This is a genomic window from Pseudooceanicola profundi (genome assembly GCF_050897955.1).
GTDB lineage: Bacteria > Pseudomonadota > Alphaproteobacteria > Rhodobacterales > Rhodobacteraceae > Pseudooceanicola.
Genome location: NZ_JBPAXZ010000011.1, coordinates 1 through 10,816 on the forward strand (window position 1 = coordinate 1; position 10,816 = coordinate 10,816).

Consider the following 10,816-nt stretch of genomic DNA (forward strand, 5'->3'; position numbering starts at 1 on the left):
GTGGGGGGCGGGAGATTGGTGGGACACATCGGCGGTTTGCCGGTGGCAAACCCGGCAAGGTAGGACAGGCCCGCGACTGTCGTTCCGCGCAGCCCGCAAGCGCGGCACCCCCGGCAATCCAGCCTCGGCCACGGGGCACGGGATGCCGACAGGGTGCCGCGATGCGGGACGCGATCCAACCGCGCAGGTTGGTTCCGGAGGGTTTGGGAGGGCGAAGGCACCTCCCATTCCGGCGCGTCTCGCGTCGGACGGAGTTCGCCATCGGCTGAGGCCACGCCTCAAGGAGATCGCACGCAAATCTCGGAACAGCAGGTGGAGAGTTTGCATAAGTGCGCCCTTGTCCTTTACAGGCCTACGGGTAAGCGCTATCGATGGTTGTGGCAAGTCTAACCTTTACACCTGCCCTCTTTGAAGTGGATTCCCCAATTGGCCGAGACTGAGCTTGAACGCGCCGAGAAACGCTACGCCCAGGCCAAGGCCCGCCTGCAGGCCCTGAAGAACCGGGAAGCCACCAGACAGCGCAAGCTGGATACACGCCGCAAGGTGATCCTGGGCGGGGCGCTCATGGACCTGGCGGAACGGGATTCCAATGCCGCCGCCATGCTCGACCGGCTGATCCGCAATCTGTCCCGTGAACAGGATCGCAAAGCCTTTGCGGAATGGGACGTGCCCTCCCCTGCTCCAAGCGATGAGGACGCGTCCTGATGCGCAGCGTGATGCTCGTCTTCGGAGGGCTGTTTCGCTTGTTCGGTCGGTTGATCTTCACGCCCATCATGCTCGGATGGTTGATAGGCGCGATGGCCTTCGGGGCGATGCTCGGCTCACTGGTGGCCACTCCGTTCATCTTCGCCTTCTTCGACCAGACGCCCGGCGAAAGCGCCTGGCAATGGCTGGTCTTCGGCCCCTTCATGTTCATAGGCGCTGTGTTTGGGTTTCAGTATTGGCGCATGGCCTCCGGGGCTGATGCCTATTTCGGGCTGACAGGTGACAGCCACGGCTCGGCGCGGTTTGCGAACCGGAAAGAACTGAAGAAGCTGGAGCGGGGCAAAGGACATGAAGATGCCGGTCTTTTGATCGGGCGCAACCCGCACACGGGACGGCTGCTGCGCTATGACGGCCCGGCCCATCTGATCACCCTCGCCCCGACACGTGCCGGGAAAGGTGTCGGTACCGTGATCCCGAACCTGTTGGCTGCGGAACGCTCCGTCCTGGTCATCGACCCCAAAGGTGAGAATGCCCGGATCGCCGGGGAAGCCCGGCGGCACTTCGGGGCCGTCCACATCCTTGATCCCTTTGAGGTCAGTGGTCACCCTTCGGCTTGCTACAACCCGCTCGACCGGCTGACACCAGATAGCCTTGATCTGGGCGAGGATGCTGCCTCTCTGACAGAGGCACTGGTCATGGACCCGCCGGGACAGGTGACGGAAGCGCACTGGAACGAAGAAGCCAAAGCCATCCTCGGCGGGCTGATCATGTTCTGCGTCTGCCATGAGGATCGCGACCGCAGGTCGCTCGCCACAGTTCGGGAATATCTCACCCTGCCCCCGGAAAAACTCCGGGCGCTGCTGGAGCTGATGCAGGATAGCGACGAGGCAGGCGGGCTGATCGCCCGCGCCGCCAACCGCTTCCTCGGCAAAGCGGATCGCGAAGCGGCTTCCGTCCTATCGAACGCGCAGCGCCACACGCACTTCCTGGACAGCCCCCGGATCGCAAAGTGTCTGGCGCGCTCAGACTTTGCCTTCGCCGATCTGCGTCACCGGATCACTTCCGTGTTCCTGGTCCTGCCGCCCAACCGGATGGACGCTTACAGCCGCTGGCTGCGCCTTCTGGTCTCTCAGGCCCTCCAGGACATCGCACGGGACGCTGAACAACCTCAGAACGCGTCAGAGGGGCGCTCAGAGCGTCTTAAGGCCCCTGCCCTGTTCCTCCTCGATGAATTCGCCGCCCTGGGCCGTCTGGAGGCCGTAGAGCGCGCCATGGGGCTGATGGCAGGCTACGGGCTTCAGCTCTGGCCGATCCTACAGGACATGAGCCAGCTCAAGGACCTCTATGGCGAACGTGCTGGCACCTTTATCGCCAATGCCGGGGTGCAACAGGTCTTCGGGGTGAATGATTTTGAGACGGCCAAGTGGCTGAGCCAGATGATTGGTCAGGAAACTGCCGGGTTCCAGACTGACAGCTTCAAGCCTGGCGATGGCCCAAGCTTCTCGAACAACCTCACGGGCCGTGATCTGCTGACACCCGATGAAATCATGCAGCTTCCCCCGGATCGTCAACTCCTGCGCGTCCAGGGGCAGGCCACAGCCGTCGCGCAAAAGCTGCGTTACTACGCCGATCCTGAATTTGCCGGGCTGTTCACACCAGACACCTGATAACCTGAAAGCTATCCGCCATGTCTGATACACCTGCCTCCCCTGCCCCGCTCTCAGACGATGATTTGCGCGAAACGCTCGACCTTCTCGCCACGGCTGTCGCCAGCATCTCGGATCGGGTGGATGATCAGACACGGGTACTCGACAGGGTGAATAAGACGGCGACGGAAGCCCGCTCTGCTGCCTTCGCCGCTCAAAAGCAAACCGACCCCGAACACTATGGCGAGATTGTTGGCGCGACCATCGACGGCAAGATCGGCGACACCCTGGCCCGTGTTGGTGAAATGGCCGGTGATCTACTCCGGGCGTCCAACCACACCCAGGAAGTTCTCAGGAAAGCTGAGGATGCCAGATCGGACACCATGCGCCAGCTTTGGGAACGGGAACAAAAGCTGGGTCGCTTCAAGAGCCGTCTTCCATGGTTCGGTCTGGGTGCTGTGGTTCTGGCTCTTGTGCTGACGGTGACGCTTCCTCGTTTCTTAGCCAGCAACGCTTCCATGTGCGCTGTCCTTGGGGCTTCTTGGACAACAACAACCACGGGCGTCGATGCCTGTGTGTTCTATCAGCGGTGAGCGGTGGTCTGCTGAGGGTTTGAGTTTTGGAGGCTATGGGATAGTGAAATATCACATCGTGGTAATGTGGGTTTGTGGGGAGCGAGTGGTAGCTCAAGGGGAGTTAAATAGAGTTATAATAGAGTTACACCGTAGGTTTTGGCGTTTAAGTGGCTGGTATTAATACCATATTCAGAGAGAACGGTGTGTGAAATGACGAATCTCGGTGTGTAGAATGACGAATCCGGGTGTGTGAAATGACGAATCCTCTTGAAAGTTATCCACAGGTATCGCGGTGTGTGAAATGACGAGTCTTGACGTGTGGTGTGTGAAATGACGATAGTAACCCATGGTGTGTGAAATGACGAATCCTGAACTTGCTGGCGGGTGTGTGAAATGACGAATTCACGCTCCCCGTTGCTGCCTGACCGTCATCCGCAAAAAGACCTGTTCGTGTGCGACATCGTGGATGCCGTTCCCAAGGGCGATATGGCCTCGATGGAACACCCTGTTTTCACCCTCTCGACCAAGCCGGACATGAAGCCTCGGCGGTATCAGAATGGCGAGAACTTCATCGAAGTGTCGCCGTCACGGTATGGGCTTGCCACCGTGCATGACCGTGATGTGCTGATTTACTGCATCAGCCAGTGCATGGCCGCGCTCAACGAAGGTCGCACGGTTAGCCGGACGCTGCGGTTCAAGGCGCATGACCTACTCGTGGCAACGAACCGGCAGGCGTCTGGTCAAGGCTACAAGCTGCTCAAGGACGCGCTCCGGCGTCTGCAAGGCACGCAGATAGAGACGAACATCCGCCAGGGCGGCAATGAGTATTTCAGGGTCTTCGGCCTTATTGAGGCTGCGGAAATCGTAAGAGAGACGCGCGACGGGCGGATGCAGGATGTTGAGATTACCCTGTCGGACTGGGTTTTCGACGCCATAGAGAACAACCATGTTCTGACGCTGAACAAAGAATATTTCTTTCTGCGTAAGCCTCTCGAACGGCGGCTCTACGAGCTAGCGCGAAAGCATTGCGGCTCACAGCCAAAATGGAAATGCGGCATCGAGCTGTTGCGCGACAAGTGTGGGTCGGGTTCGACCACCAAGGAATTTCGCCGACTGCTTGGCAAGATTATCGAGGACGATGCCGCGCACGACCACATGCCCGACTACGTGATGAGCATTGAGGGGGACAATGCCGTCTTCCGTCCCAAGGCGGCGGAGGCGGTCGTCGCCCTGCCCTTCCAGGCGTTGCGGTTCAAAAAGCTCGACACGCACGCCGAGGCACGGCGTCTCGCGCCTGGCTGGGATGTCTATGTGCTCGAAAGCGAGTGGCGGTCGTGGGTCCACGACAAGGCCATCGACGTGATGGACTCGGACAAGCATTTCTTGGCGTTCTGCAAGAAACGTGGTGCGTACAAGCACTAGAAATGCACAAATGTGGGTTTGTGCCTTTACGCATTCCCGCGAATGTGGTGAGGTTGATTCATGATAATATCTTTCCTGAACCAAAAAGGCGGCGTCGGCAAAACCACCCTCTCGGTGAACGTGGCGGGCTGCCTGGCACGCCAGGGGCATCGGGTGTTGCTGATAGACGCGGACAAGCAAGGCTCGGCCACGACATGGGCGAGCCTGCGCGAAGATGCGCCCTTCCAGGTCGTGAGCATGGCGCGTGCGAACATGGCACGGGACGCGCTTAAGCTGGCGCAAGATTACGACCACACAATCATCGACGGGCCACCTCACGCCGAAGAGATAGCCCGTTCCTGTATTGTGGCCTCGGACTTCGTGGCGCTCCCGATAGAGCCTTCGGGGCTTTCGACCTGGGCATCCGACCTGACGGTGCGCCAAGTGAAAGAAGCGCAAGAATTCAAGCCCACCCTAAAATGTGGGTTTGTTGTTTCCCGCAAAATAGGGAAAACCGTAATTGGTCGGGATATCCGCAACATGGCCGCAGAAGCGGGCTTGCCGATTTTGGAAAGCGAAATCGAGCAACGGGTTGCCTTCGCGGAAGGCATGACCATGGGGCAAACGATTTTCGAGTGGGCAGGCGAAAGCAATGCCGCCCGCGAGATTGAACACCTAACGAAAGAGATTGAGCGGTATGTCGAAGAAGACGTTTTCAGCGGCTCCGAAGCCAAAGCAGCCCACGGATGACCAAATCCTCGCGTTCGAGCGAGGCGGGGCAGGGCATGACACGACACGGGCTTCAAAGCCGGTGGCGAAAGCTGCGGCAACGGATGAACCGACAAAGCGCCTGAGCCTCGACTTACCGGCCAGCCTGCACACGCGGTTCAAGACCGCTTGTAGTGCAACCGACCGGAAGATGGTCGGTGAGCTGCAAGCCTATATCGAGGCGCGAACGAAGGAACTGGAAGACGAGGCGGGAATAACCCGCAAATGAACAAAAACACAAATGTGGGTTTGTGTGAAATTTTGCGCGAACTTGAATTTGTGATGTAAAACCAAAGGGGAGGGCGGTGACGCAAAAGGCATCGCTAGGACGGAAATGCACGCAGAGCTAAGAACGAGAGAAGCCCTTGGGCCCCTTGGCCCAGTTGAAGAGAAGAACGCCCCGGACGTGTTGTACACGGCGGGCGATACCTCGTTGCTGACCGAAGGCTCCCGCGTGGCAATCGTCGGCTCCCGCAAGGCCACGCCGGACGGCATCAAACGCGCAAAGGCCGTGACGCGGGCGTTTGTAGAGCAAGGCATCATCGTGGTGAGTGGGTTGGCCGATGGCATCGACACGGTGGCGCACCGCACGGCGATTGAAGAGGGCGGGCGCACCATTGCCGTGCTTGGTACTCCTTTATCCAAAGCCTATCCGGCGAAGAACGCGGGGCTGCTCGAAGAGATAAAGCGCAACCACCTTGCGATTTCACAGTTTCCCGAAGGCTATCCGGGCAAGGGCGAGAACTTTCCGCGCCGCAACCGGACCATGGCGCTCATCTGCGATGCGACCATCGTAATCGAGGCAAGCGAGAAAAGCGGGACACGCCACCAGGGCTGGGAAGCCATTCGGCTCGGGCGCGACCTCTACCTCCTTGAGAACGTCGCGACCGACCCGAACCTCACCTGGCCAAAGCAGCTCATCGAATATGGGGCGCAGGTTCTGCGCCGTGAGAATTTGCCGGATATCCTGCTCGACATCCCAAACTACACTGCCGGGGGCGCGCGTGCCTTCGAGCTATGAGTACGGCACGTTCGCCAATTATTCCCCGCGTGGCACTTCCGACCTTTCGAAACGATCGAGAGGAACCTGTGGTGCCATCAAAGCGGGCAGGGTGGATATCATCGCCTCGGCTGTTCCTCACTTGCGTGAAGCCAAAGCCGACAATCTAAAGCCGTTCCTGGGGCAGGACGTGACCCTGGTGCCTGCACCGCGTTCTGCACCTCTGCCGGACGGTGCTCTATGGCCTGCCAAGGTCATCTGCGATGTTCTGCACGAACACGGCTTTGGCCAGGATGTGCAAACCTACCTGACGCGGACTAAGGCCGTGCCGCGTTCTTCGAACTCGCCGGCGGCTGAAAGGCCGCTTGTGCCGGTTCACCTGGAAAGCATCGAGGCAGAACGTCCGTTCTTCGTGCCAGATAAAATTACCATTGTGGATGACGTGCTGACGATGGGCCGAACGAGCTTCGCATGTGCGGAACTGCTGCGAGCGGTCTGCCCGGATGCGGAAATCAGAATCTTCGCGATGATACGGACGCAAGGCCTTCAAGATGACATCGAGAAGATAGTGGACCCGGCCACGGGCATCATCGTGGGCTATCCGTCCGGCAAGACGCACCGCAACCCATAAAAGCACAAATACACAAATGTGGGTTTATCTACTGTGGAGAAGAGTAGAAAATGCCTCCCGCTTCTAGCGTCAACGCACTAGGGTCAGGACTCATAGCCAATAGATGACGAGAGCCGCGAGGGCGATGGCTGAGAGGAAGACCCTTGGGCACCGGTCGTAACGGGTTGCCACCCGCCGCCAATCCTTGAGCCTGCCGAACATGATCTCGATCCGGTTGCGGCGTTTGTAGCGGCGCTTGTCGTATCTGACCGGGGTCTTGCGTTGCTTCCGGCCAGGAATGCAAGCGCGTATCCCTTTGGCTTGCAACGCTTCTCGGAACCAATCGGCATCGTATCCGCGATCTCCGAGCAGCCAATCGACATCTGGCAGGCTGCTCAACAACGCCCGTGCGCCGATGTAGTCGCTGACTTGTCCTGCGGTCACGAACAGGTTCAGCGGGCGTCCCTGACTGTCGCAAATGGCGTGCAGTTTGGTGTTCATGCCGCCCTTGGTCCGGCCGATCAGGCGTCCGCGCCCCCCTTTTTGGCGGCCATGCTGGTCGCCGTTCGATGGGCCTTGAGGTATGTCGCGTCGATCATCACGGTCTTCTGTTTGCCGTGCTCGGCGGCCAGACCGGCCATCATCCGCGCGAAGATGCCCTTGTCGCTCCACCGTTTCCAACGGTTGTAAAGCGTCTTGTGCGGCCCATAGACAGCAGGGGCATCGCGCCACCGCAAACCATTGCGATTGATGAAGATAATCCCGCTCAAAACGCGCCTGTCATCGACGCGCGGCTTGCCATGGGACTTTGGGAAAAAGGGCTCCAGACGCGCCATCTGCGCATCTGTCAGCCAGAAGAGATCAGACATGTTCACCGCTCGGTTTTCGAGACGTGAATCATGCGGCGCCGCGGAAATCAATGGGTCCTGACCCTAGGTCGGGCTGGTAACCGCTTTGCAACGAGTAACCAATTAGGCAACGACCGGGGCCTCTTTCTATTCAAAGTTCATTGGGGGTCAGGAGTTTGTTGGTGCGAAACGAGGATCCACTCTCCGCCAAGCTGGACGTAAGAACTGGAGCAGAATGCCAGATAGGGCTCGCCTGCATTCCTGCGACCACTAGCCTTATAGGCAAGCACAGTCACATTATGGAGTGAAGTTTCGGCCCTCTGCGTAAAATCGACAGATTGCCAACGCGGCGCTTGCTTCAAGCCCTCAAGGATCTCCTCGCCTTTGAGTATTCCAACTGGTGCCGGAAAGATCATACATGCGTCAGGAACCATTGCGTTCTCGTAAAAGTTCGGACCATCGAGCCAAAAGCTCTTTTCCATCTTCCAAAGTCGATCAAAGCTCATTTTGAACCCTCAATCTGTTTGAATATGCCAAGCGCCGCAATCGGCAACAGCTTGCTAGTTACTCTTCGAGACGGAACATCTTCAGCACAACGTGCCATTCGCCTTTGACCTTTGCAAGGCTAAAGATGTCGCGAAACTTCTTCGCGCCAAGTTCGAGGCGAACATCTACAGTGGCCATGCGGTCGTCATAAATTTTTACTGACAGGACGTCATCAAAGCGCCTTGCTGCAGAGTAAATCGCGGCTTGGAGCATTAACCACTATTCCGTGCAGAGACCGTCAAATAGTACTCCATGTGTTTTGAAACGTGAGCTTTAAGTGCTGCAAGCAAGCTTTCGTCTGCTTCAGTATTTAAGACGTCGATTTCATCGAGTTCATCAGTCCAAAGCCGTTCGAGTTGATCCCACCTTTTGTCTTGCGTGGTGGCCGGAAGAGGTTCGCCTAACTTTTGCAGTACATCCTGAAACTGGTCCGCAGCAGGACTTGCGCCAACGGCTTCAAGGGACTGAAGCACCTCGTCCGCATCCAGTTCTGCGTAGTTCGTCAAGAATGCGTTCAGTCCGCCGTTGTTCGCACCCCCCATGTAGAGGCAAGCAATTGCCGCGTTTCGCTTCTCGCCGCATGCTCCATGCAAATCTGGATCTGCATTCATTACAAAGTTGTTCCATGCCGTTATCTCGTTCGAGTCGTCCAATGCTTTCAAACCTCCAAATTTGTCGGCCACCGATTCAGTTAGCAGACATCCGCGCACTTTGCAGCATCCGGGAGTCTGGACTCAAAGCCGCCTTGCGGCGGCGCGGCGTCACTCACCTTCGCTGATGTAACACCGGCGACTGATCCGGCTTCTGATCGAACAGGATCACGCGCCCGTCGCCTTCGTCCGGATCGTTGACCAAGACAAACGGCACATCCGCCCCGTCCTTCTCATAGAGACAGCGGTACTTCATCTGGCCGTCGAGCGGATCGCGCACTTGATCGTAGCGGTAGCTGTGCGGGATGCCTTTCTCGATCCAGCCTTCAACACCTTCGGGCGTCACAAGCGATAGCGGCTTTCCATCCAGCAAGATCGTCTTGCCCACGTTGAACACTTCATACATCCGGTCTGTCTCCTCTGTCGTTTCACCGGGTCGTGTCACAGGCTGTGACCTTCGCCCCGATCCTTGTCCCGCGTGTTTTCGTTCTCGTTGTCACCGCGCTCCTGCTCGCGCTCATCCTCGACCTCCAGCTTTTCGCGCGGCTTGTTCAACACGTCTTTGAGCCGCTCGTTCACTGACGGCTTGCGGTCCTCGCGCCCAGTATCACCTGCAAGCTCAGATTCGCTGTGACCACCCAGCTTGTGAACCGCCGACTGGCCATCGCGCCCGGCGTCTTTCTCCATGATCTCTTTCAGCCGCTCCCGCGTATAATTGCGGCCTTCCGGTTTCGGCGTGTCGTCCTGGTCCCGTGACCGGCCCACGACGCGCGCCAGCCGCTCCCGGAAGTCATCCGGGTTTCGATCGCGGTCTTTCGTGGTCGCAGCCCGCAGCGCTGCCAGACCGGCAGAGACACGCCCCTGCCCGGCGTCACGCTCGGCCCCGTAGGTCTCCCGCGCGATGTACAGTCGCTCGCGCAACTCACGGAAGGCGGCGCGGGCCTGGCGGGCGGCATGGACGACAGCACCGCGCTCGGTGACGGGGACATATTCCCGACCCTGGCGCTCAGCCATCGCCTTCGCCCGTCGCTCCATGGAATTGGCCGCTGGCCCCAGCTTCAGCTCCGGATCGCGGTCCAGTTCCTCGGCTGAAAGCTGATCGCCCCGCTCTAGCGCAGCTTCGCGCTGCGCTTCGAGCGAGCGGTGATCGACGCGCTCCACCTCCCCTGCCCGCTCCAGTGCGCGGTTCTGCAACTCGGCCCAGAGGCCGCGCATCTGCTCGATCTCCACACCACCGGTCTTCGCGGAATCGAGCACGCGGGTCTTGGTCGTAAAGCCTTGCGACTCCAGCCTGCGGGTGCTGGTCAGGACATGGGCATGGTGGTTGCGCTGATCGCCCTCGCGGTGCGGGGCATGGATCGCCACATCGACGGCCACGCCGTAGCGACTGACCAGTTCCTGGGCGAAGTTGCGGGTGATTTGCGAGCGGTCCTCGGCGCTGATCTCGGACGGCAGAGCCAGCTCCCATTCGCGGGCGGTGACGGAGTTGCGACGGGTCTCGCTGGCCTCAACCTCGTTCCAGAGGCGGGACCGATCCGTGGCCCAGTCCGGCGCGTCTTTCGGAGTCAGGATGAAGGTCTCCTCGATCCCCTGCTTGCGGGTGTAGTCGTGGATGCGGCCTTCACGCTGGCACTCGATGCGCTCCCCGACACGGTAGGCCGCTGCCGCCGTGGCAGAGCGCCCGGCGCTGCGTTTGATCGTCTTCACGGAGAGGTGGTAGCTGGCCATGCGCCCTCCCCTCTTCCGTGATGCGAACGATCATCGCGCACGCCGCTGCTGACCCCGGCCCATGCCCCGACATGGGCCACCGGGTCAGCCGTCTTTTCCCCGGAGCCGCGTCGACTGGAAGGCCGGGGCCGGAGGGGAAAAGACAGCCCGGACGAAGCTGCCCGCAGGGTGGCTGAGGCACGGGCTTGCCAATGCGTTCCATCAATCTCCCCAGCCTTGTGGGGGGCGGGAGATTGGTGGGACACATCGGCGGTTTGCCGGTGGCAAACCCGGCAAGGTAGGACAGGCCCGCGACTGTCGTTCCGCGCAGCCCGCAAGCGCGGCACCCCCGGCAATCCA

The 10,816-nt window shown here is 59.5% G+C and carries 14 protein-coding genes; 8 read left to right on the forward strand and 6 right to left on the reverse strand.

What is annotated here, in order from left to right; genetic code table 11:
* The first annotated feature begins 426 nt into the window (after positions 1 to 426).
* From ACRARG_RS21435 to ACRARG_RS21470, 8 genes are all read left to right on the forward strand, one after another.
* On the forward strand, positions 427 to 705 hold the full coding sequence (locus tag ACRARG_RS21435) for a mobilization protein (protein ID WP_432692042.1): 279 nt from the start codon (positions 427 to 429) through the stop codon (positions 703 to 705).
* Positions 705 to 2,372, forward strand: coding sequence for a type IV secretory system conjugative DNA transfer family protein (locus tag ACRARG_RS21440; protein WP_432692043.1), 1,668 nt, complete (start codon positions 705 to 707; stop codon positions 2,370 to 2,372). Before ACRARG_RS21435 ends, ACRARG_RS21440 begins: the two co-directional genes overlap by 1 nt.
* A gap of 20 nt (positions 2,373 to 2,392) precedes the next feature.
* Positions 2,393 to 2,944 carry a hypothetical protein gene (locus ACRARG_RS21445; RefSeq protein WP_432692044.1) on the forward strand — a complete coding sequence of 184 codons (552 nt, stop codon included), beginning with the start codon at positions 2,393 to 2,395 and terminating at the stop codon, positions 2,942 to 2,944.
* A gap of 375 nt (positions 2,945 to 3,319) precedes the next feature.
* Positions 3,320 to 4,348, forward strand: a complete 1,029-nt coding sequence (locus ACRARG_RS21450; protein WP_432692045.1) for a replication initiator protein A — start codon at positions 3,320 to 3,322, stop codon at positions 4,346 to 4,348.
* Between the two features lie 60 nt (positions 4,349 to 4,408).
* Positions 4,409 to 5,077, forward strand: coding sequence for a ParA family partition ATPase (parA, locus tag ACRARG_RS21455; protein WP_432692046.1), 669 nt, complete (start codon positions 4,409 to 4,411; stop codon positions 5,075 to 5,077).
* The gene (locus ACRARG_RS21460) at positions 5,025 to 5,324 is read left to right on the forward strand and encodes a hypothetical protein (protein ID WP_227512151.1); all 300 of its coding nucleotides are present in this window, start codon (positions 5,025 to 5,027) and stop codon (positions 5,322 to 5,324) included. Before parA ends, ACRARG_RS21460 begins: the two co-directional genes overlap by 53 nt.
* 105 nt (positions 5,325 to 5,429) lie before the next feature.
* The gene (locus tag ACRARG_RS21465) at positions 5,430 to 6,116 is read left to right on the forward strand and encodes a DNA-processing protein DprA (RefSeq protein ID WP_432692047.1); all 687 of its coding nucleotides are present in this window, start codon (positions 5,430 to 5,432) and stop codon (positions 6,114 to 6,116) included.
* Positions 6,117 to 6,207: 91 nt separating this feature from the next.
* The gene (locus ACRARG_RS21470; RefSeq protein WP_432692048.1) at positions 6,208 to 6,726 is read left to right on the forward strand and encodes a hypothetical protein; all 519 of its coding nucleotides are present in this window, start codon (positions 6,208 to 6,210) and stop codon (positions 6,724 to 6,726) included.
* A 90-nt stretch (positions 6,727 to 6,816) separates the two neighbouring features.
* Here ACRARG_RS21470 and ACRARG_RS21475 read toward each other — a convergent pair.
* The 6 genes from ACRARG_RS21475 to mobQ form a co-directional block, all read right to left on the reverse strand.
* Positions 6,817 to 7,574, reverse strand: a protein-coding gene (locus ACRARG_RS21475; RefSeq protein WP_432692049.1) for an IS5 family transposase whose coding sequence is annotated in 2 segments (ribosomal slippage) — positions 6,817 to 7,250 and positions 7,250 to 7,574 — 759 coding nt in all. Because the reading frame shifts where the segments join, the coding sequence is not laid out codon by codon here.
* Between the two features lie 137 nt (positions 7,575 to 7,711).
* The gene (locus tag ACRARG_RS21480) at positions 7,712 to 8,035 is read right to left on the reverse strand and encodes a DUF4440 domain-containing protein (protein WP_432692050.1); all 324 of its coding nucleotides are present in this window, start codon (positions 8,033 to 8,035) and stop codon (positions 7,712 to 7,714) included.
* A gap of 82 nt (positions 8,036 to 8,117) precedes the next feature.
* A complete protein-coding gene (locus ACRARG_RS21485) occupies positions 8,118 to 8,312 on the reverse strand; it encodes a nuclear transport factor 2 family protein (protein ID WP_432692051.1) in 195 nt (64 codons plus the stop codon).
* The gene (locus ACRARG_RS21490) at positions 8,312 to 8,782 is read right to left on the reverse strand and encodes a DMP19 family protein (protein ID WP_432692052.1); all 471 of its coding nucleotides are present in this window, start codon (positions 8,780 to 8,782) and stop codon (positions 8,312 to 8,314) included. The genes ACRARG_RS21485 and ACRARG_RS21490 overlap by 1 nt, the downstream gene beginning before the upstream one ends.
* A gap of 82 nt (positions 8,783 to 8,864) precedes the next feature.
* On the reverse strand, positions 8,865 to 9,194 hold the full coding sequence (locus ACRARG_RS21495) for a hypothetical protein (RefSeq protein ID WP_432692053.1): 330 nt from the start codon (positions 9,192 to 9,194) through the stop codon (positions 8,865 to 8,867).
* Positions 9,191 to 10,477 carry a MobQ family relaxase gene (gene mobQ / locus ACRARG_RS21500; protein WP_432692054.1) on the reverse strand — a complete coding sequence of 429 codons (1,287 nt, stop codon included), beginning with the start codon at positions 10,475 to 10,477 and terminating at the stop codon, positions 9,191 to 9,193. The genes ACRARG_RS21495 and mobQ overlap by 4 nt, the downstream gene beginning before the upstream one ends.
* Positions 10,478 to 10,816: the final 339 nt, after the last annotated feature.